This is a genomic window from Pseudoduganella sp. GW821-FHT05F09 (genome assembly GCF_059419605.1).
In genome coordinates this window covers 181,848-207,115 of sequence record NZ_JBWKSD010000004.1, presented here as the reverse complement: position 1 = coordinate 207,115, position 25,268 = coordinate 181,848, and the positions used below count along the sequence as shown (strand labels likewise).

Annotated in this window: 28 protein-coding genes; 10 read left to right on the top strand and 18 right to left on the bottom strand. The window is 63.3% G+C overall.

Going from position 1 to position 25,268, the window contains the following annotated elements; all coding sequences use genetic code 11:
• Window positions 1–14: 14 nt before the first annotated feature.
• The 14 genes from AC07S4_RS14440 to AC07S4_RS14375 form a co-directional block, all read right to left on the bottom strand.
• The gene (locus tag AC07S4_RS14440; protein WP_494987312.1) at window positions 15–464 is read right to left on the bottom strand and encodes a hypothetical protein; all 450 of its coding nucleotides are present in this window, start codon (window positions 462–464) and stop codon (window positions 15–17) included.
• A 442-nt stretch (window positions 465–906) separates the two neighbouring features.
• Window positions 907–2,016 carry a hypothetical protein gene (locus tag AC07S4_RS14435; RefSeq protein WP_494987311.1) on the bottom strand — a complete coding sequence of 370 codons (1,110 nt, stop codon included), beginning with the start codon at window positions 2,014–2,016 and terminating at the stop codon, window positions 907–909.
• A 240-nt stretch (window positions 2,017–2,256) separates the two neighbouring features.
• Window positions 2,257–2,985, bottom strand: coding sequence for an rRNA pseudouridine synthase (locus AC07S4_RS14430; protein ID WP_494987310.1), 729 nt, complete (start codon window positions 2,983–2,985; stop codon window positions 2,257–2,259).
• A complete protein-coding gene (ltaE, locus tag AC07S4_RS14425) occupies window positions 2,982–4,001 on the bottom strand; it encodes a low-specificity L-threonine aldolase (RefSeq protein ID WP_494987309.1) in 1,020 nt (339 codons plus the stop codon). The genes AC07S4_RS14430 and ltaE overlap by 4 nt, the downstream gene beginning before the upstream one ends.
• Before the next feature lie 20 nt (window positions 4,002–4,021).
• Window positions 4,022–4,930 (bottom strand): class I SAM-dependent methyltransferase, encoded by a 909-nt coding sequence (locus AC07S4_RS14420; protein ID WP_494987308.1) that lies wholly within the window; start codon window positions 4,928–4,930, stop codon window positions 4,022–4,024.
• Window positions 4,917–5,111, bottom strand: a complete 195-nt coding sequence (gene iscX, locus AC07S4_RS14415; protein WP_494987307.1) for a Fe-S cluster assembly protein IscX — start codon at window positions 5,109–5,111, stop codon at window positions 4,917–4,919. The genes AC07S4_RS14420 and iscX overlap by 14 nt, the downstream gene beginning before the upstream one ends.
• A gap of 10 nt (window positions 5,112–5,121) precedes the next feature.
• A complete protein-coding gene (gene fdx, locus AC07S4_RS14410; RefSeq protein WP_436264990.1) occupies window positions 5,122–5,463 on the bottom strand; it encodes an ISC system 2Fe-2S type ferredoxin in 342 nt (113 codons plus the stop codon).
• Window positions 5,464–5,477: 14 nt separating this feature from the next.
• The gene (gene hscA / locus AC07S4_RS14405; RefSeq protein WP_494987306.1) at window positions 5,478–7,358 is read right to left on the bottom strand and encodes a Fe-S protein assembly chaperone HscA; all 1,881 of its coding nucleotides are present in this window, start codon (window positions 7,356–7,358) and stop codon (window positions 5,478–5,480) included.
• 4 nt (window positions 7,359–7,362) lie between these two features.
• Window positions 7,363–7,878: a Fe-S protein assembly co-chaperone HscB gene (gene hscB, locus AC07S4_RS14400; RefSeq protein ID WP_494987305.1), complete on the bottom strand. Its 516-nt coding sequence runs from the start codon at window positions 7,876–7,878 to the stop codon at window positions 7,363–7,365.
• 26 nt (window positions 7,879–7,904) lie between these two features.
• Complete coding sequence (gene iscA, locus AC07S4_RS14395; RefSeq protein WP_161071992.1) at window positions 7,905–8,228, bottom strand: iron-sulfur cluster assembly protein IscA; 324 nt, start codon at window positions 8,226–8,228, stop codon at window positions 7,905–7,907.
• 17 nt (window positions 8,229–8,245) lie between these two features.
• Window positions 8,246–8,656 carry a Fe-S cluster assembly scaffold IscU gene (iscU, locus tag AC07S4_RS14390; protein ID WP_494987304.1) on the bottom strand — a complete coding sequence of 137 codons (411 nt, stop codon included), beginning with the start codon at window positions 8,654–8,656 and terminating at the stop codon, window positions 8,246–8,248.
• A gap of 24 nt (window positions 8,657–8,680) precedes the next feature.
• On the bottom strand, window positions 8,681–9,946 hold the full coding sequence (locus tag AC07S4_RS14385) for an IscS subfamily cysteine desulfurase (protein WP_494987303.1): 1,266 nt from the start codon (window positions 9,944–9,946) through the stop codon (window positions 8,681–8,683).
• A 34-nt stretch (window positions 9,947–9,980) separates the two neighbouring features.
• Window positions 9,981–10,454 carry a Fe-S cluster assembly transcriptional regulator IscR gene (gene iscR / locus AC07S4_RS14380; RefSeq protein WP_494987302.1) on the bottom strand — a complete coding sequence of 158 codons (474 nt, stop codon included), beginning with the start codon at window positions 10,452–10,454 and terminating at the stop codon, window positions 9,981–9,983.
• Between the two features lie 208 nt (window positions 10,455–10,662).
• Window positions 10,663–11,274 carry a LysE/ArgO family amino acid transporter gene (locus AC07S4_RS14375; RefSeq protein ID WP_494987301.1) on the bottom strand — a complete coding sequence of 204 codons (612 nt, stop codon included), beginning with the start codon at window positions 11,272–11,274 and terminating at the stop codon, window positions 10,663–10,665.
• 122 nt (window positions 11,275–11,396) lie between these two features.
• Here AC07S4_RS14375 and argP point away from each other — a divergent pair, with 122 nt between their 5' ends.
• The 8 genes from argP to AC07S4_RS14335 all read left to right on the top strand — a co-directional run bounded on the left by argP (window position 11,397) and on the right by AC07S4_RS14335 (window position 20,407).
• Window positions 11,397–12,302 carry an HTH-type transcriptional regulator ArgP gene (gene argP, locus AC07S4_RS14370; RefSeq protein WP_494987300.1) on the top strand — a complete coding sequence of 302 codons (906 nt, stop codon included), beginning with the start codon at window positions 11,397–11,399 and terminating at the stop codon, window positions 12,300–12,302.
• An 82-nt stretch (window positions 12,303–12,384) separates the two neighbouring features.
• The gene (locus AC07S4_RS14365) at window positions 12,385–12,810 is read left to right on the top strand and encodes a hypothetical protein (RefSeq protein WP_494987299.1); all 426 of its coding nucleotides are present in this window, start codon (window positions 12,385–12,387) and stop codon (window positions 12,808–12,810) included.
• Window positions 12,807–14,270 (top strand): NAD(P)-binding protein, encoded by a 1,464-nt coding sequence (locus tag AC07S4_RS14360; protein ID WP_494987298.1) that lies wholly within the window; start codon window positions 12,807–12,809, stop codon window positions 14,268–14,270. The genes AC07S4_RS14365 and AC07S4_RS14360 overlap by 4 nt, the downstream gene beginning before the upstream one ends.
• Before the next feature lie 82 nt (window positions 14,271–14,352).
• Window positions 14,353–15,576, top strand: a complete 1,224-nt coding sequence (locus AC07S4_RS14355) for an efflux RND transporter periplasmic adaptor subunit (protein WP_494987297.1) — start codon at window positions 14,353–14,355, stop codon at window positions 15,574–15,576.
• Entirely contained in the window at window positions 15,573–16,271 is a 699-nt protein-coding gene (locus tag AC07S4_RS14350; RefSeq protein ID WP_494987296.1) for an ABC transporter ATP-binding protein, read from the top strand. The genes AC07S4_RS14355 and AC07S4_RS14350 overlap by 4 nt, the downstream gene beginning before the upstream one ends.
• 12 nt (window positions 16,272–16,283) lie before the next feature.
• A complete protein-coding gene (locus tag AC07S4_RS14345; protein ID WP_494987295.1) occupies window positions 16,284–17,441 on the top strand; it encodes an ABC transporter permease in 1,158 nt (385 codons plus the stop codon).
• Window positions 17,441–18,607, top strand: coding sequence for an ABC transporter permease (locus tag AC07S4_RS14340; RefSeq protein ID WP_494987294.1), 1,167 nt, complete (start codon window positions 17,441–17,443; stop codon window positions 18,605–18,607). The genes AC07S4_RS14345 and AC07S4_RS14340 overlap by 1 nt, the downstream gene beginning before the upstream one ends.
• Window positions 18,608–18,697: 90 nt before the next feature.
• Window positions 18,698–20,407 carry a diguanylate cyclase gene (locus AC07S4_RS14335; RefSeq protein ID WP_494987293.1) on the top strand — a complete coding sequence of 570 codons (1,710 nt, stop codon included), beginning with the start codon at window positions 18,698–18,700 and terminating at the stop codon, window positions 20,405–20,407.
• 9 nt (window positions 20,408–20,416) lie between these two features.
• On the opposite strand, the gene maiA is transcribed toward AC07S4_RS14335, so the two are convergent.
• Genes maiA through AC07S4_RS14320 form a run of 3 tightly spaced genes read right to left on the bottom strand, consistent with a single transcriptional unit; the run spans window position 20,417 to window position 22,623 of the window.
• Window positions 20,417–21,061 carry a maleylacetoacetate isomerase gene (gene maiA, locus AC07S4_RS14330; protein ID WP_494987292.1) on the bottom strand — a complete coding sequence of 215 codons (645 nt, stop codon included), beginning with the start codon at window positions 21,059–21,061 and terminating at the stop codon, window positions 20,417–20,419.
• Window positions 21,061–22,083 (bottom strand): fumarylacetoacetate hydrolase family protein, encoded by a 1,023-nt coding sequence (locus tag AC07S4_RS14325; RefSeq protein WP_494987291.1) that lies wholly within the window; start codon window positions 22,081–22,083, stop codon window positions 21,061–21,063. Before AC07S4_RS14325 ends, maiA begins: the two co-directional genes overlap by 1 nt.
• Window positions 22,084–22,086: 3 nt before the next feature.
• On the bottom strand, window positions 22,087–22,623 hold the full coding sequence (locus AC07S4_RS14320) for a VOC family protein (protein WP_494987290.1): 537 nt from the start codon (window positions 22,621–22,623) through the stop codon (window positions 22,087–22,089).
• An 89-nt stretch (window positions 22,624–22,712) separates the two neighbouring features.
• On the opposite strand from AC07S4_RS14320, the gene AC07S4_RS14315 reads away from it, so the two are divergent.
• Entirely contained in the window at window positions 22,713–23,606 is an 894-nt protein-coding gene (locus AC07S4_RS14315) for a LysR family transcriptional regulator (protein WP_494987289.1), read from the top strand.
• A 19-nt stretch (window positions 23,607–23,625) separates the two neighbouring features.
• Here the strand turns inward: AC07S4_RS14315 and AC07S4_RS14310 are convergent, their stop codons facing one another.
• Window positions 23,626–24,516: a LysR family transcriptional regulator gene (locus tag AC07S4_RS14310; RefSeq protein WP_494987743.1), complete on the bottom strand. Its 891-nt coding sequence runs from the start codon at window positions 24,514–24,516 to the stop codon at window positions 23,626–23,628.
• 134 nt (window positions 24,517–24,650) lie between these two features.
• On the opposite strand from AC07S4_RS14310, the gene AC07S4_RS14305 reads away from it, so the two are divergent.
• On the top strand, window positions 24,651–25,265 hold the full coding sequence (locus tag AC07S4_RS14305; RefSeq protein WP_494987288.1) for an FMN-dependent NADH-azoreductase: 615 nt from the start codon (window positions 24,651–24,653) through the stop codon (window positions 25,263–25,265).
• Window positions 25,266–25,268 lie beyond the last annotated feature (3 nt).

The following is a 25,268-nucleotide window of genomic DNA, read 5'->3' as shown; positions in this document are numbered from 1 at the left end:
AGCCTCCGTTCAAATTACTTCCCGCCGTTATCTATTTCAAACGTAATTATTTCGAACAACGCTATCGCGATCCAGTTTAGCCCGAGATCAATTAAAGGTTTGAAGAAGAGGTCAGGAAATACAATTTCCCCTGTTTCGATATTTTTTTGCCAACTACCCTGGAGAAAATGAAAGTATCGATTACGAATTGACACTAGGAATGCACGGAACTCAGAAAATTTAACCTTAATTTCCTCGTCTTCGGTCTCGGACTCTATTCCATTTTTCGGTATTAATTTTTTATAAATATCGAAATAAACACCACGCATCTCCTCAACTTCAATTTCTGACAAATTAATATCCATTGTCAGCAGAAAAAAAGCCTTTTTATTCCAATGCTGTTCGATAAAATTCTTAAAAAGAAGCAACTCCCCTTCTTTCTCAGAAGTCGGCATTGCGGCCTGCAATGCCTTAAAGGAACTCATGAAGCTTTTCGATTTCGATATATACATCAGAGGAACACTGTAACTTATTCCCTCAAGCAATCTATAGAGAAAAATGAAAGCCTCCAGATAACGCCCCTGCGATCGCGAGGTTAAACAATTTATCAATTCAAACTCAATTAAAGTATAAAACTCATTATTGTGTTTGAAATTTTGGAAATATTTTGACAAATCCCCCAGCGTGACTTCCTCGGGGAAATTTTGTCGAATCAAATTTCTTCTCAGCCGTAAATTTTTCTCGAATGGCAAGGATAGATAATTAATTCTAAACTTAAAAACTTGAGAGAAATATTCGTCTCGAATGTCGCAACTCCCGGACAACAACCGGAATATCCTCAACGCGGGATTACTATTGGTTATTAAAGATAATCCTGGATAATCCGACTTCCCCTCACCGAAAATTCTCTCAACGTAGGAATAACGTTCAATCATTTGCAGTCAGCTCTGCAAACACACTCAACAGCTCATCAGAGTCCATACTTTTATACTCATCAAAACTCTTGAAATATTCGTAGACCAGCTCTCTACGATATTTTCCAACTTTAATCTTAGATGGATTGAAATCAGCAAACGCTTGGTCAAATACTTCAATATACTCAGCAAAAGTATCGCCATTCAGTTTTTGCATCGATTTCATTGAGTGTTTAATCCCGGCAGCCAAGCCAACTAAGTTATTAGTTATCTTCAACCATTTGAATGCTTCCGGGTTTTTTTGAAATTTAGCCAATAGCGTCACAAAATCCTTAAAGCTAGACATATACTTTTTAGGTTCAACATCCATGATGCGCCCAACCAACAACTCATCCATCTTTTCTTCGATGATTTTCTTATTATCAACGATGGGGCTATCCGCCATGAATGCGAGATAAGCTTGGATTATGTCTGCTTTCCGGAACGCTTTCCGCGCACTGGCTATAGTAGAATCCTTCTCAGCGACAACATCAATGCCCATAGCCTTAAAGTTAAAGACGTTAGCAATCATAATTTCTACTTGGTGCCGGGGTGTCATCGGCCGCTGGCCATTGTTTAGCGTTATCATTCGGTACAGCAACTTCTCCACAGAATCACATAAAATAAAGTTAATATATATTTGATAGTCATCCGTGAATTCGTATTTTGCGGCCGCGCGGGACAAAGTATTGAGCCTTTGAATTCCATCTAAAACGAAAGACTTTGAAATATTTTTAGTTACATGATCTTGAACAGCGCCTAAAGTAGCGAAGGTCTCCGGTGTAAGAATTGCAACGGTGATTGGCGGCATTACACACCCATCCTCGATGTCACGTTCCAATTTATTGTAGAATTTCTTATCCTGAAGTTTTCGCTGGAACTCCGTCTTATCGATCAATGGAACCAAAAGCCTGACTGCGTCATTGTATGATGCCTTTGCGAAAGCCACTTGCCCGTTAATAACTGCATCCGTTTGCATGTCAAGTATTTTCACTGTATTCCTCGATTTTTTCAATATAGCAATATTACGATGCCAGCTGGAAAGCTGCAACAGCCTTGTGAAAACAGTTTTCGCAATCGGCATTGCAACAATACAGCGCGGTCGCAGTCACCTGATAGCAAGCCGATGATCTGTGTGGTTTATCTGACTACAATGTCTCGAGCGAGCTAGTTTTGGCCCCGTCCAATAAGGACAGTAGGCGCCAAGGGGCGAAACGAATTTATTATTCGTAAGCAGCTGCTTACCAGTACGTTTGTCGCATAGCGATACGACAATAGGACGTAATGCAACGTATGCTCCATAGCATTCCGTGAAATGCGCCGCTTAGAAGCGCTCGTAGCCCTGCAGGTAGCGCCACTCGCCGACCGGCAGGCTGGACATGGCGATGCGGCCGATGCGGATGCGCTTCATGGCCACCACTTTCAGGCCCACCAGCTTGCACATGTGCTGGATCTGGCCCGGCTTGGGCGCTTTCAGCGCGAAGCGCAGGCGCTTCTCGTTCTGCCAGCTGACCTTGATCGGCGGCAGCGGCTTGCCGTTGTAGGGCAGGCCGTGGTTCAGCAGCGCCAGGCCGTTGTCGGCGATGCTGCCCTCCACTTCCACGATGATCTCCTGCTCCAGCCCTTCGCCCAGCTTGCGCGTAATGCGGAAGTCCTGCGTCAGCACCACCAGGCCGCTGGCCATGGTTTCCAGCGGCGACTCCAGCGACAGGTTCACCAGGTGGCGCTTGAGGAAGCGCTCGCCGCGCGCGGCCTCGCTGCGCGTGGCCTCGCTGATGCAGCTGAACACCGGCTGGCCGTCCTTGTCGATGCCGGCGCTGACGCCGGCCGGCTTGTTCAGCAAGATGGTGGCCGGCGCGATCTCCAGCAATGTGGCGTCCTTATCCAGCTCCACGGTCTGTTCCGGCGCGACGCGCGCGCCCGCCTCCTCGACCAGCACACCGTCCACGCGGACGAAAGCGCCTTCGATATACAGCTCGGCCTCGCGGCGCGAGCACGGGAGCATGTCCGCCACGCGCTTGGCGAGGCGGACGGTGTTGTCTTGTTCGGTCATAATTTGCTGAAGTAGGCCGCAAAGACTGCGGCGGTGCGTTCGAGGCCGGCGCGCGGCGCGTCGAGATGGGTGACGAGGCGCAGGCGCGGCGCCATGGATACGCGGATGCGCGCAGCAAGCAGCGCTGCCTGCAGCCCTGCCGTGTGCTGCTGCGGCACGTCCACGTAGAAGATATTGGTTTGCGGCGTGCTCACTTTCAGGCCGGGGATCTTGCCCAGTTCGGCAGCGAGGAAGGCGGCGTTGGCGTGGTCGTCCGCCAGGCGGCCCACGTTGTGCTGCAGCGCGTACAGGCCGGCAGCGGCGATGACGCCGGCCTGGCGCATGCCGCCGCCCAGCATCTTGCGCCAGCGCTTGCCCTGCTCTATCAGCGCGCGCGAACCGCACAGCACCGAGCCCACCGGCGCGCCCAGGCCTTTGGACAGGCACACGGACACGCTGTCGAAGCCCTGCACCGCGTCGCGCAGGCTCACGCCCTGCTGCACGGCGGCGTTGCAGATGCGGGCGCCGTCCAGGTGGGTGGCGAGGCCGCGCTGGTGCGCGAACGCGGTGGCCTGCGCCACGTAGGCGGCGGGCAGCACGCGGCCGCCTATGGTGTTTTCCAGGGCCAGCAGGCGCGAACGGGCGAAGTGCACGTCGTCCGGCTTGATGTTGGCTTCGATGTCGGCGATGGCGATGCTGCCGTCGGCCTGGTTGGGCAGGGGCTGCGGCTGGATGCTGCCCAGGACCGCCGCGCCGCCGCCTTCGTAGCGGTAGGTGTGCGCTTCCTGGCCGACGATGTATTCGTCGCCGCGGCCGCAATGGGCCAGCAGCGCGATCAGGTTGGACTGGGTGCCGGAAGGCGCGTACAGGGCCGCCTCGAAGCCGAACAGTTCGGCGGCGGTGTCCTGCAGCAGGTTGACGGTGGGGTCGTCTCCGTAGACGTCGTCGCCGGTGTCGGCGGCGCGCATCGCGTCCAGCATGGCTGGACTGGGGCGGGTTACGGTGTCACTGCGAAGGTCTATCCACTGCTCACTCATTTTCCCGCCCTTTTTTTCGATTATTCAGCTTTGGCCAACTGCTCCGCAAAGAAGCGATTGCCCATTTCTTCCAGTCCCAGCGTCTCCAGCACTTCCTGCAAGCGCTCCGTCGGACGGCGGCGCGGCAGGTTTTTGTAGCTGGCAATGATGAGCTCATTCTTCATCGAGTGCTCCCACCCGACCAGCTCGGTCACGTTCACGTGGTAGCCATGCGCTTCCAGCTGCAGGCAGCGCAGCACGTTGGTGACCTGGCTGCCGAATTCGCGCGTGTGGATGGGGTGGCGCCAGATTTCGGTCAGCGGGCTTTTCAGCTGCTTGGCCTTGTTCCTCTTCAGCACCGTGGCCACTTCGGCCTGGCAGCACGGCACCAGCACCATGAACTTGGCCTTCTTTTTCAAGGCGAAGGCGATGGCGTCGTCGGTGGCGGTGTTACAGGCGTGCAGCGCGGTGACGATGTCGATCTGCCCGGGCAGCTCTTTCGACTCGGTCGATTCCGCCACCGACAGCGGCAGGAAGGACATGCCCTTGAAGCCGAACTTGGCGGCCAGCTCCTGCGAACGCGCCACCAGCTCGGCGCGCGTTTCAATGCCGTAGATGTGCGAGTTGTCTTCCAGGTGCTTGAAGAACAGGTCGTAGATGATGAAGCCGAGGTAGGACTTGCCCGCGCCGTGGTCGACCAGCGATACGCCCGGCCCCTGCGCCTGCACTTCCTTCAGCAGCGGCTCGATGAACTGGTACAGGTGGTAGACCTGCTTCAGCTTGCGGCGGCTGTCCTGGTTCAGCTTGCCGTCCCGCGTGAGGATGTGCAGTTCCTGCAGCAGCGCGACCGACTGGCCTTCGCGGACCTCGGGCATGTTGGCGGCAGCCGTGACGGTGTCGCCCAGCGGGGCCGGCCTGGCTGGCTTGGCTGCGGTCTTAGGCTGCTTCATCGATCCACGCCTGCTGTATCGCTTCCAGTACCTTCTCGCCGCCACGGGTGTGGTCGTCGTCGAAACCGTCCAGGTCCACCACCCAGTTGTGCAGGTCGGTGAAGCGGATGGTGATCGGGTCGATCTCCGGGAATTTATCGTACAGCGCTTCGGCGATGGCCGTAATGTCGCTCCATTTCATGCTGCGCTCCTCAGTGCCCGCCTTCGCTGGCGTGGTTGATGGTGTACTTCGGAATCTCGACCACCAGGTCTTCGTCCGCCACCACCGCCTGGCACGACAGGCGCGACACCGCTTCCAGGCCCCAGGCCTTGTCCAGCAGGTCTTCTTCCGTTTCGCTGGCTTCGCTCAGCGAGTTGAAGCCTTCGCGCACCAGTACGTGGCAGGTGGTGCAGGCGCAGCTCTTCTCGCAAGCGTGTTCGATGTGGATGTCATTTTCCAGCATGACGTCGCACAGCGTCTTGCCGGCCGGCGCTTCAACAACGGCGCCTTCAGGGCACAGCTTGGGATGGGGCAGAAATACGATTTGAGGCATTGTGATCCTTCGATTTAAACAACCTGGTCCAGCGATTTGCCGGCCAGTGCGCTGCGCACGCTGCGGTCCATGCGGCGCGATGCGAATTCTTCGGTGCCGCGCGCCAGGGCTTCCACGGCCAGCTTGACGGCGGCGTGGTCGGCCTCGCCGGTGGCGGACTGCGCCAGCACGGTGCGGGTCTGCGCCATCAGCGCGTCCACGTCGGCGCGCTCGGCCTCGTCCAGCAGGCTCGCGTCCTCGTCCAGCGCGGACTGCGTGGCCAACAGGATGCGCTCGGCTTCCACCTGTTCTTCGCGCAGCGCGCGCGCCTTCATGTCCACGTCGGCGGACTTGTAGGAATCCTGCAGCATGCGCGCCACGTCGTCGTCGCCCAGGCCGTAGGACGGCTTGACCGAGATCGACGCTTCCACGCCGGAGCGCAGCTCGCGCGCCGACACGGACAGCAGGCCGTCGGCGTCGACTTGATACGTGATGCGGATGCGCGCCGCGCCGGCCGCCATCGGCGGAATGCCGCGCAGCTCGAAGCGCGCCAGCGAACGGCAGTCGGTCACCAGCTCACGCTCGCCCTGCAGCACGTGCACGGCCAGGGCGGTCTGGCCGTCCTTGAAAGTGGTGAACTCCTGCGCGCGGGCGCAAGGAATGGTGGAGTTGCGCGGGATGATCTTCTCGACCAGGCCGCCCATGGTCTCTATGCCCAGCGACAGCGGGATCACGTCCAGCAGCAGCCAGTCGTCGCCCGGCGCCCGGTTGCCGGCCAGCAGATTGGCCTGGATGGCGGCGCCCAGCGCCACCACTTTGTCCGGGTCGATATTGGCGTGCGGGATGGTGTGGAAATGCTCGCTGACGGCGCGCTGCACGTGCGGCATGCGCGTGGCGCCGCCCACCATGACCACGCCGTCCACGTCGTCCGCGTCCACATCGGCGTCGCGCAGCGCTTTCTTGATGGCGTTCATGGTCTTGCCGACCAGGTGCTTGGTGATCTCGGCGAAGGTCTCGGCGGTCACTTTCAGGTGCACTTCCTCGCCCGAGCCGAGGATGGCGTCCACCGTCACTTCGGACTTGGTGGACAGCAGTTCCTTGGCTTCGCGCGCCTTCACCATCAGCACGGCGGTGTCCTCGTCGGACAGCGGGGCCAGCTTTTCCTGTTCGTGTATCCAGCAGAACAGGCGGTGGTCGAAGTCGTCGCCGCCCAGCGCGGAGTCGCCGCCGGTGGACAGTACTTCAAACACGCCCTTGCTCAGCTTCAGGATGGAGATATCGAAGGTGCCGCCGCCCAGGTCGTACACGGCGAACAGGCCTTCCGAACCGTTGTCCAGGCCATAGGCGATGGCGGCGGCGGTCGGCTCGCTCAGCAGGCGCAGCACGTTCAGGCCGGCCAGCTGGGCCGCGTCCTTGGTGGCCTGGCGCTGCGCGTCGTCGAAGTAGGCCGGCACGGTGATGACCGCGCCCACCAGGTCGTCGCCCAGCGAGTCTTCGGCGCGCTGGCGCAGGGTGGCCAGGATTTGCGCCGAGGTTTCCACCGGCGACTTCACGCCGGCCACGGTTTTCAGCTGCACCATGCCGGGGCCGTCGACGAAGTCATACGGCAGGTTCTCGGCGTAGGCGATGTCCTTCAGGCCGCGGCCCATGAAGCGCTTGACCGACACGATGGTGTTCTTCGGGTCGGTGGTCTGCGCCGCTTGCGCCTTGTAGCCGATATTGGCGTTGCCGTTGGCAAGGTAGCGCACCACGGACGGCAGCAGTGGGCGGCCCTCCTCGTCGTTCAGCACTTCGGGTATGCTGTTGCGCACGGTGGCCACCAGCGAATTGGTGGTACCCAGGTCGATGCCCACCGCCAGGCGGTGCTGGTGCGGCGCGGTCGACATGCCGGGTTCGGAAATCTGCAGTAGTGCCATGGTGTTATATTTCTAAGGCGTCAAAGGCGAAGCGGACTTCTTCGCCGAATTTTTCAAGGAACATCAGGGCGCGCACGCCTTGGGCTGCGGCATGGAAGTCGTTTGCCGTGATGCGGGCCTCGATGTCCTTCAACTGGTCTTTGCGCGCGGCGCGCAGCTGGCCGTCCAGCTTCTCCAGCAAGTCCATATCCTTGCCGCTGCGCGCGTCATCCAGCTCCTCGCGCCATTCCATCTGCTGCATGAGGAAGGCCGCCGGCATGGCGGTGTTCGACTCGGTCTGCAGATCCACGCCATTCAGTTCGCACAGGTATTGCGCGCGCTTCTGCGGGTTTTTCAGAGTCTGGTAGGCTTCGTTGGCGCGCGTGGCCCATTGCATGGCGACGCGCTTTTCGGCGTCGGTGGCGTTGACGAAACGGTCGGGATGGACGCGGCTCTGGACGTCGCGGTAGGCGCTGTCAAGCGCCCCCGCGTCGACGGCGAACTGCTGCGGAAGATGGAATAGTTCGAAGTGGTTTTGCACGGCGCATTACTAAGAAAACTGCGGATTTAAATACGGAAGCTTTCGCCGCAGCCGCAGGCGTCTTTTTCGTTCGGATTGTTGAACTTGAAGCCTTCGTTCAGGCCCTCGCGCGCGAAGTCCAGCTCGGTGCCGTCGATGTAAGGCAGGCTTTTCGGATCGACGAACACCTTCACGCCGTGCGACTCGAACACGCTGTCCTCGTCCGCCACTTCGTCCACATATTCCAGCTTGTAGGCCAGACCGGAGCAGCCCGTGGTGCGCACGCCGAAGCGCAGGCCCAGGCCTTTGCCGCGGCGTTCGATGTAACGGTTGATGTGCTTGGCCGCTTTTTCGGTCAGGGTAATTGCCATGCTGTTCTCCGGCGCGCTTAAGCCGCTTGTGCCGCTGTTGCCACTGGTGCCGCGTGCTTGGCCTTGTAGTCTTCAACCGCCGCCTTGATGGCGTCTTCGGCCAGGATGGAGCAGTGGATTTTCACCGGCGGCAGCGCCAGTTCTTCGGCGATGGCGGTGTTCTTGATGGCCAGCGCTTCGTCCAGGGTCTTGCCCTTGACCCATTCGGTCACCAGCGACGACGAGGCGATCGCCGAGCCGCAGCCGTAGGTCTTGAACTTCGCATCTTCGATCAGGCCGTCGGCGCCAACCTTGATTTGCAGCTTCATCACGTCGCCGCAGGCCGGCGCGCCGACCATGCCGGTGCCAACCGATTCGTCGCCCTTTTCAAAGGCGCCGACGTTGCGTGGATTTTCGTAGTGGTCCAACACTTTTTCCGAGTAAGCCATTTTGATGCTCCTGTAATCTTTAAATTAGTGCGCTGCCCATTGGATCGAGCTGATATCGATGCCTTCTTTGAACATGTCCCACAGCGGCGACAATTCGCGCAGCTTGCCGACCTTGGACTTCATCAGCTCAACTGCGAAGTCGATGTCCTTCTCGGTGGTGAAACGGCCGATGGTGAAACGGATGGAGCTGTGCGCCAGTTCGTCGCTGCGGCCCAGGGCGCGCAGCACGTAGGACGGCTCCAGCGAGGCCGAGGTGCAGGCCGAACCGGACGATACCGCCAGATCCTTCACTGCCATGATCAGCGATTCGCCTTCCACGTAGTTGAAGCTCACGTTCAGGTTGTGCGGCACACGGTGTTCCATGTCGCCGTTGATGTAGGTTTCTTCAATTTCCTGCAGGCCGGCGGCCAGGCGGTCGCGCAGCGCCTTGATGCGGGAGATTTCGCTGTCCATTTCCACTTTCGCCAGGCGGAAGGCTTCGCCCATGCCGACGATCTGGTGGGTAGGCAGGGTGCCCGAGCGCAGGCCGCGCTCGTGGCCGCCGCCGTGCATTTGCGCTTCGATGCGCACGCGCGGCTTGCGGCAGACGTACAGCGCGCCTATGCCTTTCGGGCCGTAGGTCTTGTGCGCGGTGAAGGTCATCAGGTCGACCTTGGTCTTTTGCAGGTCGATCACCACCTTGCCGGTCGCTTGCGCGGCGTCGCAGTGGAAGATGATGCCTTTCGAGCGGCACAGCGCGCCGATTTCGTCGATAGGCTGGATCACGCCGATCTCGTTATTGACCAGCATGACCGAGATCAGGATGGTGTCCGGGCGGATCGCCGCTTCCAGCTGGGCGATGGTGATCAGGCCGTTGTCCTGCGGTTCCAGATAGGTGGCTTCGAAGCCCACGCGCTCCAGTTCGCGCACCGTGTCCAGCACTGCCTTGTGCTCGGTTTTCACGGTGATGATGTGCTTGCCCTTGGTCTTGTAGAACTGCGCCGCGCCCTTGATGGCCAGGTTGTTCGACTCGGTGGCGCCGGAGGTCCAGATGATTTCGCGCGGATCGGCATTCACCAGCGCGGCGACGTGGCCGCGCGCTTCTTCCACCGCTTTTTCAGCAGTCCAGCCGTACATATGGCTGCGGGAAGCGGGATTGCCGAACTGCTCGCGCAGGTAAGGGATCATCATGTCGGCCACGCGCGGGTCGATCGGCGTGGTGGCCGAGTAGTCCATGTAGATCGGGAAGTGCGGGGCGGTCTTGAATTCCACCGGTGCTACCTGGGCGACGTTTTTTTCTGGGGCGTTCATCTATTACTCCAATCAGCGTATCTGCGTATCTTTGTTAGCCGGCGACGGCGTTGCGGTGCATTACCACCACGGCCTGCTCGGCGTGTTTTTGTCTCTGTTGATCGACCAGATCCTGCAGCGATACGGAGTCCAGGTAATCGACCATTTTTTCATTCAGCGTAGCCCACAGCTCATGGGTCATGCAGCGCGCGCCGGTGGCGGCGTCCGCCCCGTGGCAATTTTCCTTGCCGCCGCACTGGGTGGCGTCCAGCGGCTCGTCGACGGCGATGATGATATCGGCCACCGTCACTTTGTCGGCGCGGCGGGCCAGGCTGTAGCCGCCGCCGGGGCCGCGTATCGATTCAACTATCTCGTGGCGGCGCAGCTTGCCGAACAGCTGCTCCAGGTAGGACAGCGAAATGGCCTGGCGCTGCGAAATGCCGGACAGCGTGACCGGGCCTTTGCCTTGGCGCAAAGCCAGATCGATCATCGCAGTCACTGCAAAACGGCCTTTGGTGGTCAGACGCATCACAACCTCGGTTCGGTTAAAATATCGCGCTTGTTTCACGCGATCTCAACTAGCCGAAACACCGATTAGTTGAATGATTTAGTCAAGTATACCAAACTTGACCAATTTTGTCAGGCACCCCGCCAAACGGCTTGACTTGCAGCGGGCTTTCTTGGGCATGGGGCAAGATTTTACCCGACCCCGGCATTCCTCGCTCGCGGCCGCTCCATCACCCTGATATGAGTCCGGCCGCCAGCGCCAGCATAATGGCGCCGGTCAGCCCCTCTATGCCCTTCCACACCAGCGGCCGCTGGAATACACCGGACAAGCGGCTGGCGCCGAAACCCAGCGCGGTAAACCACAGCAGCGACGCCGTCATGGCGCCGACGGCAAAGCTGGCGCGCTGGTGGGCCGGATAATTGCCGCCCAGTGAGCCGAGCAGCACCAGCGTGTCCAGATAGACATGCGGATTGAGCAGGGACAGCGCCAGCACGCTGGCCAGCGCGCGCCGCAGGCTGGGCGGCACCGCGCCGGCTTGCGCATCCAGCGCGTCCGCGCGCAGCATGGAGGCCCAGCTGCGCAGCCCGTACCACACCAGAAAGGCCGCCCCGCCCCAGCGCGCCAGCCCCATCAGTAGCGGCGAGCCCTGGATCAAGGCCCCCATGCCGGCCACGCCGGCGGCGATCAGCGCGACGTCGATCACGATGCAGGCCAGTACCGTCACCGCGACGTGCTGGCGGCGCACGCCGACCCGCAATACATGGGCGTTCTGAGCGCCGATGGCCATGATCAGGCTGGCGCCCAGGCCCAGGCCGTTGAGGAATACGTGGGGAGTAAACATGGCAAGCTCGCTGATGAGTGGAGAAGCGGCCATTTTGCGGCGCTTGCCCGCCAAGATGAAGCTGGATTAATATTCTTCACGATAGTTAAGAATCGCTAATCCAAGCAAACCCGGAGACCGCCATGCTGCCCGACGCCCGCCAGGCCGAAGCCCTGCTCGCCATCGTAGCCACCGGCAGCTTTGAACAGGCCGCCGCGCTGCTGCACGTTACCGCCTCGGCCGTGTCGCAGCGCGTCAGCGCCATGGAAGCGGCGCTGGGCACGCCGCTGCTGATACGCAGCCGCCCCTGCCGTCCCACCAGCGCCGGACAGCGCCTGGTGCAGTATTTACGACGCAGCAAATTGCTGGAGGAGGAATTCCTGTCCGGCATGGAGGAAGAAGACGCCCGCCCGCTGAGCGTGTCCCTGGCCGTCAACAACGACACCCTGGGCACCTGGCTGCTGCCCGGCCTGGCCCCCTTCCTGACTGCGGAAAACATCCTGCTGGACCTGTCGCTGGACGACCAGGACCACACCTACACGCTGATGGAGCGCGGCCAGGCGCTGGCGGCCATCTCCACCGAGCCGCAGCCCATGCGCGGCTGCGTGGCCCAGCCGCTGGGCGTGATGCGCTACCGCATGATGGCCACGCCCGCCTTCGCCGCGCGCTGGTTCCCGGACGGGCTGAACCGCCAAGCCGCGCTGGCCGCCCCCATGATGGTGTTCGACCGCAAGGACTTGCTGCAATCGAACTTCATGCAGCGCGAATTCGGCCTCACGCCGTTCAGCCATCCCTGCCACTTCATCCCGGCCAACGAAAGCTTCCTGCGCTGCATAGACCTGAGCCTGGGCTACGGCATGGTGGCCGAACAGCAGATCGGCGAGCGCCTCGCCAGCGGCGCCCTGCTCGACCTAGCGCCGGGCAAACATTCCGACATCGCCCTGCACTGGCACACCTGGCGCGTGCAGTCGCCCAAGCTGGAGCGGCTGAGCGCGGCCGTGGTGGCTGCGGCCCGGAACGCTTTGCGCTCAATTGCCGATAGACAATGAGTTATCAATCGAATAATATTAAACTTTCGTCTCGAATGCCGGAGCTCCCATGCCCAGAGCAAGACAGCCTGCACGTCCCGACTTGACCATTTTCGTCTTGGGCCAATTACGCCAGGCATACATCGACGGCGCCCCGCGCCCCACCGCAGCGGCAATTGCAGCCGCTTACGGGACCTATGCGAACGCGCCGGATACCGGCCGAAATATATCCTTCGCGGTTCACAGGACGCTGGCCGAACTGCAAACACTTGGGCTTGCCGAAGCGAACTTTCCACTGGAAGACTTTCTTGAAGGAATGCCCTGGAGCTGTGGCGACGACTGGCATCCCAGCAACCAGAATGGCGGCGGCAACCGCCCTCTACCGCCCGCTATCGGCAACGGCGAAAACAACGGAGACTTCGGCGGCGGCATCCTGGAAGTGCTGGCCGACCCCATGCTGTTTTCGCTGGACAGGCCGGATTTCGACCGCGTGCTGGCAGACGCGGTAGGCGGCGGGGCTGAGCGATGATAGACACCGTTGACAGCCTGGCCCTGCTGGCCCACAAATGCGCGCCCAACGTGTTCGACCTGTCCAGCGGGATGATGCAAGTCAGCATCCGCGACCAGATTGTGCGCGCCCAACTGCTGGTGCGCGACCTGCACAAGGCCGACCCTTCGCTCAGCCAAATGCTGGTAGTGGGCGCCGGCGTAGCCGGCATTGCCGCTGCGGTGGCCGCCGCCGATCTGGGTGTGAACGTTGTCGTGGCCGAGTCCGCGCAGCGCCCGTTTACGCTGTTCCGCAACGTGCATGGCCGCCATGTCGGCCCCTTCATGTATGATTGGCCAAGCTGCATCCACGCCGCACAGGACTACCCGCCCAGCGGGCCGCAGTGGGGGCCGGAGCACAGCGGCTCGCCGGCCTGGCTGGCGGCGCAGCCTATCAGCGCGCACCAGCTCTACTTTAAATTATGCATGTGGGCGCGCACGGCAATCCGGCAAAGGCCGGTGTTTCTGCGTACCGGCGTGGACCGCGCCGCGATGACGGACTTCGTGCAGCGTTTTGCCGTCACGGAAGGCCTGCGCGCGCGGCGCTGGAGCTCGTCCGTCAAGCCGCCGCCGAAGGAGAGTCTGATCATGCCCAGTGCCTGGCGGCCCTGGCCGCGCGGCGACTACGGCGCGCAACTGGCCATCACGCCGGACTACGTGCTGCTGGCCGGCGGCATGGGCGCTGAGGACACCAACTTATGCCGCGGTAAAACGGCATTCAAGGGACCGGCTTTCTGGGGCGAGGACACCTTGCGCGAGCCGGCCACCAGCACGCAGCAAGTGGGGATATTCGGCGGCGGCGACGGCGGCCTACAGGACGCCTTGCGCGCCATGACCATCCACGATCATCCGCTGCAAACGATACAAGCCATGGAGCGCGCGCCAGCGGTGCGCGAGGCGTTGGCGTCGGTGCATCAGCGCCTGCTGGCCATGGAGCAGCAAAGCTGCCTGTTCACCAGCTGGACGGCAGGCGGCAGCGCATACCGGCAGGTCGATACAGCCTGCCGGCAGCTGGCGCTGGAACTGGCTGGCAATCCCGCCATCCGCAAACAATTGCGCCTGGCCCTGCGTCCGGGCACGGGCGTGGTGCGCCACTATGTACGCGAAAGCCACTTCGGCAAGGCCTACCTGCTGAACCGCTTCCTGGTCCACTTGCTGGTGGCGGCCCAGCAGCGCGCGCGCCGCTGGGCAGGCTGCATGCGCTACGAGCTGCACTTTAACCACAGCGCCAGCGGCGGCAGCATGACGCCGGGCGCCGTCATGCCATATACGGTGCAGGTCGAAGGCAAGACCGAGCAATTCCACGTGGTGGCGGTGCGTTACGGAGTGGAACCGGGCAGCGTGCCGGGCAGGCAAATCATCCAAATGAGCGCCAAGCCGTCGCGGCAGCGCACCACGCTGGCACACCTGCCGCTGCCCTTTATGCTCAACGGGCCGAAGTGAAGCGGCAACGAAGTTGCAAGCCAGCCGGTTTTGCCGCACCATCCACTTATCAATTTATAACCATACGCTGCCGAGGTGCTACGTGCCCAGTTCTCCTGATCTCTCCAAACTGAAGATAGAGCGCACGGCGAAAGCGCAAGTGCCGGGCCAGCGCTCGCGCAGGCGCAAGTGGCTGAAGATAGCGCTGGCGGTGCTGGCGCTGGCGGCGGCGGCCGTGTTCATCAGCCGCCTGGGCGGCGGCAAGGCGGAGGTGGAGACGGTGACCGTGTCGCAGGCCTATCCCTCGCAGAATTACACCCTGCTCAACGCCACCGGTTACGTGGTGGCGCAGCGCAAGGCGGCGCTGTCGTCCAAGGCCACCGGGCGGCTGGAGTGGCTGGGCGTGCTGGAGGGCTCGCGCGTGAAGAAGGACGAGGTCATTGCGCGCCTGGAGAACCGCGACGTGAGCGCCTCGCTGGGCCAGGCGCAGGCCAATATCAAGGTGGCGCAGGCCAATCTGGAACAAGGCCAGGCCGAGCTGCTGGACGCGCAGCAGGCGCTCAAGCGCGCCAGCGAGCTGCTGGCGCAGAAGTTCATCGCGGCGGCCAGCTACGACAGCGCACAGGCGCGCTACAACAAGGCCAAGGCGGCCATCTCGGCGCAGCGCGCGGGCATCGCCGCCGCGCAGGCCAGCGCGCAGTCGGCGCAGGTGGCGCTGGACCAGACCGTGATCCGCGCCCCCTTCGACGGCGTGATCCTGACCAAGAGCGCCAACGTGGGCGACAACATTACGCCCTTCTCCTCCGCCGCCGACAGCAAGGGCGCGGTGGTGACCATCGCCGACATGGATACGCTGGAGGTGGAGGCGGACGTGTCCGAGTCCAGCCTGTCCAGGATCAAGGTGGACCAGCCGGTGGAAATCCAGCTCGACGCCTTCCCCGAGCTGCGCCTGGCGGGCGTGGTGTCGCGCATGGTGCCGACCGTGGACCGCAGCAAGGCGACCTTGCTGGTGAAGGTGTGCTTCATCGACCGCGATCCGCGCGTGCTGCCGGACATGAGCGCCAAGGTGGCCTTCCTGTCCAAGCCCGTGCCGGCCGGGGACAAGGCGGCGGTGACGGCGCTGCAGCCGGCCGCCATCGCCACGCGCGACGGCAAGGCCGTGGTGTTCGTGGTGGCGGACGGCAAGCTGCGCCAGGTCGCCGTATCCAGCGGCCGCAAGGTGGGCGAGCTGGTGGAAGTGGGCGGCGTAAAACCGGGCGACAAGGTGGTGGCGAATCCGGACGCCAAGCTGCACGACGGCCAGCCGGTGTCGGCGGCGAAGAAATGACGGCGCCCGGCGATGCGCCCCTGGTGCGGATCGAGCACCTCGTGAAATCCTACCAGCGCGGCGGCCAGGTGGTGCCGGTGCTGACCGATATCACGCTGGACATCCAGGCCGGCGACTTCACCGCGCTGATGGGGCCTTCGGGCTCGGGCAAGAGCACCCTGCTGAACCTGATCGCGGGCATCGACAAGCCGGACTCCGGCCTGCTGCGCGTGGACGGCCTGGACATCGCGTCCATGTCCGAGACCGACCTGGCGCACTGGCGCGCCGCCAATGTGGGCTTCATCTTCCAGTTCTACAATCTGATGCCGGTGCTGTCCGCCTTCGAGAACGTGGAGCTGCCGCTGCTGCTGACGGCGCTGTCCCGCCGCGAACGGCGCGAGCGCGTGGAGCTGACGCTGGCCATGGTCGGCCTGTCCGACCGCATGGACCACACGCCCAACGAGCTGTCCGGCGGCCAGCAGCAGCGCGTGGCCATTGCGCGCGCCATCGTCACCGACCCCACCATCATCGTGGCAGACGAACCGACCGGGGACCTGGACCGCCAGTCCGCCGCCGAGGTGTTGGCGCTGCTGCAGCAGCTGAACCGGGAGCTGGGCAAGACCATCATCATGGTCACGCACGACGCGCACGCCGCGGCCCAGGCGCGCACGCTGATCCACCTTGAAAAAGGTGAGCTCATTTCCGCGCCCGCCTAGGCCCGGCCCGCCATGTACCTGCTCAAGCTGATCGCCAAGAACGCCTTGCGCCACAAGCTGCGCACGGCGCTGACGGTGCTCGGCCTGGTGGTGGCCACGCTCTCCTTCGGCCTGCTGCAAACCGTGGTGGACGCGTGGTACGCGGGCGCCGAGGGCGCCTCCAACACCACCCTCGTCACGCGCAACGCCACCTCGCTGGTGTTCCCGCTGCCGCTGGCCTACCAGGCCCGCATCCGCGCCGTGGACGGCGTGACCGGCGTGGGCTACGCGAGCTGGTTCGGCGGCGTGTACAAGGACCCCAAGAACTTCTTCGCGCAGTTCGCCATTTCCGGCCAGAGCTACCTGGACATCTATCCCGACTACCTGCTGCCCGACGACCAGCGCGCCGCCTTCCTGCGCGACCGCAAAGGCGCCATCGTGGGCCGCAAGCTGGCGAACCAGTACGGATTCAAGGTGGGCGACACCATCCCCATCAAGGGCACCATCTATCCGGGCCAGTGGGAGTTCGTGGTGCGCGGCATCTACGACGGCAGGCAGGACTCGACCAACACCGCCACCATGTTCTTCCACTGGGACTATGTGAACGAAGGCCTGAAGAAGATCTACCCGCGCCGCGCCAACCAGGTGGGCGTGTACGTGGTGCGCATCGCCCGCGCCGAGGACGCCGCCGCCACCTCCGGCGTGATCGACGGCCAGTTCCGCAACTCGCTGGCCGAAACGCTGACCGAGACCGAGAAGGCCTTCCAGCTCGGCTTCGTGTCCATGTCCGAAGCCATCGTGGTGGCGGTGCGCGTGGTGTCCTTCGTGGTCATCGTCATCATCATGGCGGTGATGGCCAACACCATGGCCATGAGCGCGCGCGAGCGGCTAGGCGAATACGCCACGCTGAAGGTGCTGGGCTTCGGCCCCGGCTACCTGGCGGCGCTGATCTTCGGCGAATCGCTGCTGCTGTCGCTGTTCGGCGCGGCGCTCGGCATCGCGCTGCTGTTCCCGCTGGCGGCCATCATCGGTTCGGCCATGGGCACCATGTTCCCGGTGTTCCAGGTGGCGCCGCTGACCTTGCTGCTGCAGTGGCTGGCGGCGCTGCTGATCGGCGTGGTGGCCGGCATTACGCCCACCATACGCGCGGTGCGGGTTAACATCGTCGAGGGACTGAGGAGCATAGGCTGATGCGCATTCCCCTGTCCTACATCGCGCGCAACCTGTGGGCGCGGCGCCTGACCACCACGCTCACCGCCAGCGGCCTGGCGCTGGTGGTGTTCGTGTTTGCCACCGTGCTGATGCTGGACGAGGGCCTGCGCACCACCCTGGTCACCACCGGCGAGTACGACAACGTGATCCTGATACGCCGCTCGGCGGAAAGCGAAGTGCAGAGCGGCGTGGACCGCGCGCAGGCCAATATCGCCTCCAGCCACCCGGCCATTGCGCTGGGCGCGGACGGCCAGCGCATGGTGTCCAAGGAGACCGTGGTGCTGATCTCGCTGCGCAAACGGGGTTCCGACAAGCCCTCCAACGTGGTGATACGCGGCATAGACCAGCGCGGCCTGGTGTTGCGGCCGCAGGTGAAGCTGAGCGCGGGCCGCATGTTCCGTCCCGGCGCCTCCGAGATCGTGGCCGGGGCCAGCATCGCCAAGCGCTTCGCCGGCGCGGGCATAGGCGAGAAGCTGCGCTTCGGCCAGCGCGAATGGACCGTGGTGGGCCTGTTCGACGCCGGCAACAGCGGTTTTGACTCCGAGATCTGGGGCGACGCGGACCAGCTGATGCAGGCCTTCCGCCGCAACGGCTATTCGTCCATGGTGCTGCGGCTGGCGGACAGCACGCTGTTCGAGCGCTTCAAGCAGGATATCGAATCGGATCAGCGCCTGACACTGGAGGCCAAGCGCGAACAGACCTTCTACTCGGACCAGTCGCGCGCGCTGTCCACCTTCATCAGCATACTGGGGCTGACGCTGTCCATCATCTTTTCCATCGGCGCGATGATAGGCGCGGCCATCACCATGTACGCGTCGGTGGCCAACCGCACCGGCGAGATCGGCACGCTGCGCGCGCTGGGCTACCAGCGGCGCAACATCCTGGCCGCCTTCCTGGCCGAGTCCATGCTGCTGGCGGTGGCGGGCGGCGCGGTCGGGCTGGGGTTTGCCTCCTTCATGCAGTTCCTGTCCTTTTCCACCACCAATTTCCAGTCCTTCTCCGAACTGGCCTTCGGTTTCCGGCTGAATGGCGCCATTGTGGCCAAGACCTTGCTGTTCTCGCTGGTGATGGGCTTTATCGGCGGCTTCCTGCCTGCCGTGCGCGCCGCGCGCATGAAAATTGTGGACGCACTGCGCGCAGCCTAGGCTGGCGCCCGGGCCCGCGCCGCGAGACAAATGTAAACAGCCATAGATACTTTGTGTCAAACTGTCTTGTTCGTCAGACAAACGCCGTTTATGGACTATCCGCACCCCTCCCCCACCCTCATGCGCCGCGCCGGCTGGCTGCTGGCCGCTTGCGCACTGTGCCTGCTGGCGCTGCTGGCTGCGGGCCAGGCGCGCGCGGCGGAGCAGCGCAAGGTGCTGGTGCTGTATTCGCTGGGCTCGGAGTCGGCCTCGCTGTGGCAGCGGCTGGTGCACAAGGGCTTGCATGATGAAATGGCAAGCAAGCGCTGGAACGACGAGCCCAGCGTCTTCGAGGAGCACTTCGACTTCAACCGCGTGGGCGAACAAGCCGCGCTGGAGAGCATGGAGCCCTATCTCCGCATCAAGTACGCGAACGTGAAACTGGACGCCGTGGTTGCCGAAAACTACCTGGCCTCGGGTTTCCTGAACAGCCACCCGGAACTGTTCCCCGGCGTGCCGCGCTTCTATGTGAACCATGGCCGCCGCAACTGGCGCCCGGGCGACGGCGAGGCGCTGGAGGTGGCGCCGGACTACGGCCGCATCGTGGGGGCCATTCCGCTGGTCGCGCCGAATGTGAAGCGCGTGGTGGTGGTGGGCGACCCGAGTCCGCGCGTGCAGGAATGGATCGCCGGCGTGCGCGCCGCGTCGCGCCCCTACAGCAAGCAGATCGTTTTCGACTACTGGGACCAGCAGCCTTTCGCCGACCTGTACCGCCGCGCCGGCATGCTGGGCTCGGACACGGCCATCCTGCTGCTGGCCACCTACCGCGACAGCACCGGCGCCAGGGCGACGCCGGCCGAAGTAACGCGCAAGCTGGCGGCGGTGACGACAGCACCGGTGTTCACGCATATCGACTCGCTGGTGGTGCCCGGCATAGTGGGCGGCTATGTGCTGAGCGGCGAGGCCATAGGCCGCGTCATCGCGCGCATCCTGCATGGCCAGCCGGCCGATCTGAGCGGCGTGCAGCGCTATATCTTCGACTACCCCACCGCCGAGCGCTTCCAGCTGCGCAAGCTGCCGCCGGAAGCCGTGCTGCAGAACCGGCCCGTTGGTGTGTGGGAGCTGTACCGTTGGCAGATACTCTTGGGCGGCACGCTGATCCTGCTGCAGGCGGCGCTGATCACGGTGCTGGTGCGCGTGCTGCGCTCGCGGCGCATGGCGCTGGCGGCGCTGAACGACGAGCGCAACAACCTGGAGGACAGGGTGCTGCAGCGCACGCTGGAACTGTTGATGGCCAATACCAAGCTGGAACAGCTGGCCACCACCGATCCGCTCACCGGTATCGCCAACCGGCGCCGCATGACGGAGCAGATCGCCAAGGAGCTGGACCGCGCGCGGCGCTACCGCCATCCGCTGGCGCTGCTGATGGTGGACATCGACCACTTCAAGCGCATCAACGACACTTACGGACATGATGTGGGCGACCAGGCCATTGTGGCGGTGGCGAGCGCACTGTCGGCGGGCCTGCGCAGCATAGACCTGGTGGCGCGCTTCGGCGGGGAGGAGTTTGTGCTGCTGATGCCGGAGGCTTCGCTGGAAACGGCGGGCGCCGCCGCCGAACGCCTGCGCGAGACGGTGTCGCAGCTGCGCATTGAACTCGATGGCGGGCTGGAAGTGTCGCTGACCATCAGCGTGGGCGTGGCGGCGTCGTATTTGCAGGAGGCGCCGGATTCGCCCTCGTCCCTGCTGATGCGGGCGGATAAGGCCCTGTACCAGGCGAAGAACGAAGGGCGCGACCGGGTGGTGCTGGGGAACGCCTAAGCTACCAGCTCACTCGGCGTCCGGCTGCTGCGACGGGTGCGCGGCCTGGAAAGCAGGCAGCGCGGCGCAATTGGCGGCGATGCGCGCGATGTTCGGATACGGCGCCAGATCCACCTCGAAGCGCTCCGCATTGAACACCTGCGGCACCAGGCAGCAATCGGCCAGGGTGGGCGTGTCGCCGTGGCAGAAACGGCCGGTGGCGCCGTCGCACGCCAGGTGCGCTTCGAACGTGGCCAGGCCGAGGCGCATCCAGTGCCGTATCCAATCCAGCTTGGCCGCTTCGTCCAGCTTGAGCGTGTGCACCAGATACCTGAGCACGCGCAGATTGCTGAGCGGGTGCGTGTCGCAGGCGATGGTCATGGCCAGCGCGCGCACGCGGGCGCGGCCCGCCGCGTCGGCCGGCAGCAAGGCCGTCTCCGCATGCGTCTCCTCCAGATACTCCACGATGGCCAGCGACTGCGTCAGCAGCACGCCCTCATCCTCCAGCGCGGGCAGCAGCGCGCCCGGATTGATTTCGCGGTAGGCCTCTCCCAGCTGCTCGCCGCCGTTGCGCAGCAGGTGCACCGGCACCGCCTCGTAGGGCAGCCCCTTCAGGTTGAGCGCGATGCGGACGCGGTAGGCGGCCGAGCTGCGGAAGTAGGTGTACAGTTTCATCAGCCCCGCTCCTGGTAGTGCGCCACGGTCTGGTCGATGGCGCCGAACACGCTGGCGCCCTGCCCGTCGAACATCTCGATGCGCACGGTGTCGCCGAACTTGAGGAAGCCGGTGGCGGGCTTGCCGCCTTCGATGGTTTCGTACATGCGCACTTCGGCCAGGCAGCAGTAGCCCACGCCGCCGTTGGCGATGCTGGAGCCGTGCAGGCTGCCCTGCTTGTTGGACACGGTGCCGGAACCGATGATGGTGCCGGCCGCCAGCTCGCGCGTCCTGGCGGCGTGCGCCACCAGCTGGGCGAAGCTGAAAGTCATATCTTCGCCGGCGTTCGGCTTGCCGAAAGGCTGCCGGTTCAGGTGCACGGTGAGCGGCAGGTGCAGCTTGTTGTCCGCCCAGTGCGCGCCCAGTTCGTCCGGCGTGACGGCCACAGGCGAGAAGGCGCTGGCCGGCTTGGAGTTGAAGAAGCCGAAGCCCTTGGCCAGTTCGTTCGGGATCAGGTTGCGCAGGGAGACGTCGTTTACCAGCATCACCAGGCGGATCGCGCTGGCGGCGTCGGCTTCGCTGGCGCCCATCTTCACGTCGCCGGTGATCACGGCCACTTCGGCTTCCAGGTCTATGCCCCAGTCTTCGCTCAGCGCGTAGATGCTGTCGCGCGGGCCGACGAAGCTGTCCGAACCGCCCTGGTACATCAGCGGGTCGGTGTAGAAGGAGGCCGGCACCTCGGCGTTGCGCGCCTTGCGCACCAGTTCCACGTGGTTGATGTAGGCGGAACCGTCGGCCCACTGGTAGGCGCGCGGCAGCGGCGAGTGGCAGGCGCTTTCGTCGAACGGCTGCGCATCGGCGGCGCGGCCTTCGTTCAGCGCGGCGTACAGCGCGGCCAGCTGCGGCGCGGTGTATTCCCAGTTGTCCAGCGCCGCCTGCAGCGTGGGGGCGGCGCCGCCGGCGCTCACGTAGTGCTTCAGGTCGCGGCTGACGACCACCAGGGTTCCGTCACGGCTGCCGTTTTTCAGGGTGGCTAATTTCATTGCTTATTCTCCGGTGGCGGGGGCGTGCATCCAGGCGGCGTGCTTGGGCGCTTTTTTGGTTTTGGACCATTCTTCCAGCATGTCCCATTTGACTTCGTCCAGCTTGCGCATCATTTCCGGCGTGCCGGTGTTGACGGACAGCTCGAGGCGGTGGCCGTTGGGGTCGAAGAAGTAGATCGACTTGAAGATGGTGTGGTTGACCGGGCCGATCACGTCGATGCCGGCGTCCGTCAGGCGCTGCTTCGCCTCCAGCAGCTCGTCCATGCTGTCCACTTCCATGGCCAGGTGCTGCACCCAGGCCGGGGTGTTGTGGTCGCGGTCCATGGCGGGCTGGGTCGGCAGCTCGAAGAAGGCCAGCACATTGCCGTGGCCCGCATCCAGGAACACGTGCATATACGGGTCCGGCGCCTTGGTGGACGGTACTTCGTCTTCGGCGATGGCCAGCACGAAGTCCATATTCAGGTGCTTGACGTACCACTCGACGGTTTGCTTGGCGTCCTTGCAGCGGTAGGCGACGTGGTGGATTTGCTTGATTTTCATGGTGGTCTCTCCAAGAGTATGCCGATATTAGAATCCAGAATGAGATATCATACAAACGGTATTTTTCAATCGATTTATCGGAATTCCTTATGAGTCCCACACTGCGCCAGATGCGCGCCCTTGTCGCCATCGCCCGCACCGGCAGCTTTACGCTGGCCGCCGAACTGCTGAACCTGACGCAGTCCTCGCTGAGCGGCCAGATCAAGGAGCTGGAACAGGTGCTGGGCGTGAAGGTGGTGGAGCGCAATACGCGGCGCGCGCAGCTGTCCGAGCTGGGGCGCGAGCTGTATCCGCTGTTCGACAAGATGCTGCAGGACCTGGACGGCGCCATGGCCGACATTGCCAACCGCAAGGCGCTGAAAAAGGGCACGGTGCGCGTGGCGGCGCCGCAGATGATGGCCTGCACCCTGCTGCCGGAGGTGATCGCCGCCTACCGCGCGGCCTACCCGGCGGTGCAGGTGATGCTGGTGGACTGCCCGGTGGAGAACGTGTCCGGCCGCGTGTTCAGCGGCGAGGTGGATTTCGGCATCGGCCCGGAGCGCGATCCGGCGGCCGAGATCGCCGCGCAGCTGCTGTTCGAGATGCCTTTCGTGCTGGTGCTGCCGGTGGCGCACCCGCTGGCGGGCAAGGACAGCGTGACCTGGAGCGACGTCAACGAGCATCCGCTGATCGCGCTGCAGGGCCAGTTCACCGAGCGCCTGCTGCGCGACGTGGCGCTCAATCCCTACAACGAAGTCACCTTCATGACCACCGCGCTGGCGATGGTGAACGCGGGCCTGGGCGTGACCGCCTGCCTGCCCTACGCGGAACCCATGGTCAAGCTGTACGGCTTGCAGATGCGATTGCTGCGCGAACCGGAACTGACGCGGCGCTTCTTCGTCTACACCAAGAGCGCGCGTTCGCTGTCGCCGGCTGCGCAGAGCTTTGCGGACTTCCTGTTCCAGTTCGTGGCCGCGCACGAGTGGAACATTCCGCAGTCCTGAGTGCCTGTCAGGCCAGGCGTCAGGCCAGGCAGCAGTTGCGCTGGTAGCCCAGCACCAGCTCGTCGAGCAGGCCGCGCACGGCGGGCACCAGGCCCCGGCGCGACGGGAACACCGCATGCACCAGGCGGAACGGGAAATTGAGCTGCGGCAGCACGCGCTCGAGCAGGCCGCTGTCCAGGTCGGACTGGACCTGGGCCTGCGGCAGCTGGGCCACGCCGAGGCCGTCGATGGCGGCCAGTTTCAGCGTGGGCATGTCGTCCGTCACCATGCGCGGCGCGTGCGTGACGCTGACGCTGGCGCCGGCGACGTTGATGAAATTCCACACGAACTTGTCGCCGGGGCGGGCCATGGCCAGCGTGGGCAGCTGCGCCAGCCCGGCCGCGTCCGTGGGGCGCGGGTAGTGCGCGAACAGGCGCGGGCTGGCCACCAGGATGGGCTCGGAGCGCGCCAGCACGCGCACGGCCAGGTCGCTGTCGTCCAGCGGCGGCGTGCGCACGCGCAGCGCGATGTCTATGCCTTCCTCGATCACGTCGACGCGGCGGTTGGTGGCGTCGATGGCGATGCGCACCAGCGGGTTAGCATTCAGATAAGCTGAAATAATGCGTCCCACGCCGTTTTGCAGCAGTCCCAGCGGCGCGCTCAGGCGCACCAGGCCCTGCGGCGTGGAACGGGTGCGCTCGATGGCGTCGCGCGCGGCCTGGGCTTCGGCCACCACGGCGGCGCAGTGGCGGTAGTAGGTCTGGCCCGCTTCTGTGACGGAAATACGACGCGTGGTGCGGTTTAGCAGGCGCACGCCCAAATCCTTTTCCAGCGCTACAATGTGCCTGCTGAGGCGGGACGCCTGCATGCCCAAAGCGGCCGCCGCCGCGCTGTAGCCGCCATGTTCGACAACTTTAGCGAACAGATACATGTCGTTAAGGTTTTCAGCCGCCATTGTGTCACCCGCATTATTCTAATTTTGCAAAACTAATTTGCATTATCACCTCTTTCGCGATGATTGTTGCAGGTATAAGCTGCCCGCATTCGTTTTTTATTGCGCTCATCATGAATATCTTGCATATCGACTCAGCTTGTCTGGGCGACAACTCCGCTTCCAGGCAGCTGAGCGCCGCCGCCGTGGAAGCGCTACGCGCCGGCAACGAGCAGGCCTGCGTCATTTACCGCGATCTGTCGGCTTCGCCACTGTCGCATGTCAACGGTCCGCTGATGCAAGTAATGCGGTCCGAATGGAACACCGCCCTGCCCATGAACGCCGAGCTGAGCGCCGAGGCGCTGCTGTCCGAGTCCCTGCTGGCCGAATTCATGGCGGCCGACGTGCTGGTGCTGGGCGCGCCGATGTTCAACCTGTCGGTGCCGTCCACGCTGAAAGCCTGGCTGGACCGCGTGCTGCAGCAGGGCCGCACCTATGACGTGGGCGCGGACGGCCGCACCGTGGGCCTGGCGGCGGGCAAGCGCGTGGTGCTGGTGTCGACGCGCGGCGGCCAGCCGCACGAAATGCTGGCCGACCACCAGGAATCCTACCTCAAGGCCGTGTTCTCCATCATGGGCATTGCGCAGGTGGACGTGGTGCGCGCCGAAGGCATCGCGCTGGGCGCCGAACTGCGCGCGCAAGCGATACAGGGCGCTTTGCGGCAGGCTGCGGAACTGCGCCCGGCCTGATAG

Coding starts and splice junctions, on each gene's coding strand:
- AC07S4_RS14440 (WP_494987312.1), bottom strand. CDS start 464: ATGAGTTCCTTTAAGGCATTGCAGGCCGCAATGCCGACTTCTGAGAAA.
- AC07S4_RS14435 (WP_494987311.1), bottom strand. CDS start 2,016: ATGCCGATTGCGAAAACTGTTTTCACAAGGCTGTTGCAGCTTTCCAGC.
- AC07S4_RS14430 (WP_494987310.1), bottom strand. CDS start 2,985: ATGACCGAACAAGACAACACCGTCCGCCTCGCCAAGCGCGTGGCGGAC.
- ltaE (WP_494987309.1), bottom strand. CDS start 4,001: ATGAGTGAGCAGTGGATAGACCTTCGCAGTGACACCGTAACCCGCCCC.
- AC07S4_RS14420 (WP_494987308.1), bottom strand. CDS start 4,930: ATGAAGCAGCCTAAGACCGCAGCCAAGCCAGCCAGGCCGGCCCCGCTG.
- iscX (WP_494987307.1), bottom strand. CDS start 5,111: ATGAAATGGAGCGACATTACGGCCATCGCCGAAGCGCTGTACGATAAA.
- fdx (WP_436264990.1), bottom strand. CDS start 5,463: ATGCCTCAAATCGTATTTCTGCCCCATCCCAAGCTGTGCCCTGAAGGC.
- hscA (WP_494987306.1), bottom strand. CDS start 7,358: ATGGCACTACTGCAGATTTCCGAACCCGGCATGTCGACCGCGCCGCAC.
- iscA (WP_161071992.1), bottom strand. CDS start 8,228: ATGGCAATTACCCTGACCGAAAAAGCGGCCAAGCACATCAACCGTTAC.
- iscU (WP_494987304.1), bottom strand. CDS start 8,656: ATGGCTTACTCGGAAAAAGTGTTGGACCACTACGAAAATCCACGCAAC.
- AC07S4_RS14385 (WP_494987303.1), bottom strand. CDS start 9,946: ATGAACGCCCCAGAAAAAAACGTCGCCCAGGTAGCACCGGTGGAATTC.
- iscR (WP_494987302.1), bottom strand. CDS start 10,454: ATGCGTCTGACCACCAAAGGCCGTTTTGCAGTGACTGCGATGATCGAT.
- AC07S4_RS14375 (WP_494987301.1), bottom strand. CDS start 11,274: ATGTTTACTCCCCACGTATTCCTCAACGGCCTGGGCCTGGGCGCCAGC.
- argP (WP_494987300.1), top strand. CDS start 11,397: ATGCTGCCCGACGCCCGCCAGGCCGAAGCCCTGCTCGCCATCGTAGCC.
- AC07S4_RS14360 (WP_494987298.1), top strand. CDS start 12,807: ATGATAGACACCGTTGACAGCCTGGCCCTGCTGGCCCACAAATGCGCG.
- AC07S4_RS14350 (WP_494987296.1), top strand. CDS start 15,573: ATGACGGCGCCCGGCGATGCGCCCCTGGTGCGGATCGAGCACCTCGTG.
- AC07S4_RS14345 (WP_494987295.1), top strand. CDS start 16,284: ATGTACCTGCTCAAGCTGATCGCCAAGAACGCCTTGCGCCACAAGCTG.
- AC07S4_RS14340 (WP_494987294.1), top strand. CDS start 17,441: ATGCGCATTCCCCTGTCCTACATCGCGCGCAACCTGTGGGCGCGGCGC.
- AC07S4_RS14335 (WP_494987293.1), top strand. CDS start 18,698: ATGGACTATCCGCACCCCTCCCCCACCCTCATGCGCCGCGCCGGCTGG.
- maiA (WP_494987292.1), bottom strand. CDS start 21,061: ATGAAACTGTACACCTACTTCCGCAGCTCGGCCGCCTACCGCGTCCGC.
- AC07S4_RS14325 (WP_494987291.1), bottom strand. CDS start 22,083: ATGAAATTAGCCACCCTGAAAAACGGCAGCCGTGACGGAACCCTGGTG.
- AC07S4_RS14320 (WP_494987290.1), bottom strand. CDS start 22,623: ATGAAAATCAAGCAAATCCACCACGTCGCCTACCGCTGCAAGGACGCC.
- AC07S4_RS14315 (WP_494987289.1), top strand. CDS start 22,713: ATGAGTCCCACACTGCGCCAGATGCGCGCCCTTGTCGCCATCGCCCGC.
- AC07S4_RS14310 (WP_494987743.1), bottom strand. CDS start 24,516: ATGTATCTGTTCGCTAAAGTTGTCGAACATGGCGGCTACAGCGCGGCG.
- AC07S4_RS14305 (WP_494987288.1), top strand. CDS start 24,651: ATGAATATCTTGCATATCGACTCAGCTTGTCTGGGCGACAACTCCGCT.